The organism is Lactobacillus sp. HMSC08B12, assembly GCF_001808415.1.
GTDB classification, from domain to species: domain Bacteria; phylum Bacillota; class Bacilli; order Lactobacillales; family Lactobacillaceae; genus Lactobacillus; species Lactobacillus delbrueckii.
This window is the reverse complement of sequence record NZ_KV793200.1, coordinates 1-871: the sequence shown is the minus strand read 5'-3', so window position 1 is coordinate 871 and position 871 is coordinate 1. Positions and strand designations below refer to the sequence as shown.

General features: G+C 53.2%; 1 rRNA gene. It reads right to left on the bottom strand.

Annotated features, from left to right (window positions below):
* Positions 1–871 (bottom strand): 16S ribosomal RNA (locus HMPREF3168_RS08170); the annotation flags it as partial.

Sequence of the window (871 nt, the reverse complement as noted above, 5' to 3'; positions counted from 1 at the left end):
GCGCAGGATGTCAAGACCTGGTAAGGTTCTTCGCGTTGCTTCGAATTAAACCACATGCTCCACCGCTTGTGCGGGCCCCCGTCAATTCCTTTGAGTTTCAACCTTGCGGTCGTACTCCCCAGGCGGAGCGCTTAATGCGTTTGCTGCGGCACTGAGGACCGGAAAGTCCCCAACACCTAGCGCTCATCGTTTACGGCATGGACTACCAGGGTATCTAATCCTGTTCGCTACCCATGCTTTCGAGCCTCAGCGTCAGTTGCAGACCAGAGAGCCGCCTTCGCCACTGGTGTTCTTCCATATCTCTGCGCATTCCACCGCTACACATGGAGTTCCACTCTCCTCTTCTGCACTCAAGAATGACAGTTTCCGATGCAGTTCCACGGTTGAGCCGTGGGCTTTCACATCAGACTTATCATTCCGCCTGCGCTCGCTTTACGCCCAATAAATCCGGACAACGCTTGCCACCTACGTATTACCGCGGCTGCTGGCACGTAGTTAGCCGTGACTTTCTGGTTGATTACCGTCAAATAAAGACCAGTTACTGCCTCTATCCTTCTTCACCAACAACAGAGCTTTACGATCCGAAAACCTTCTTCACTCACGCGGCGTTGCTCCATCAGACTTGCGTCCATTGTGGAAGATTCCCTACTGCTGCCTCCCGTAGGAGTTTGGGCCGTGTCTCAGTCCCAATGTGGCCGATCAGTCTCTCAACTCGGCTACGCATCATTGCCTTGGTAGGCCTTTACCCCACCAACTAGCTAATGCGCCGCGGGCTCATCCTAAAGTGACAGCTTGCGCCGCCTTTCAAACTTGAATCATGCGATTCATGTTGTTATCCGGTATTAGCACCTGTTTCCAAGTGGTATCCCAG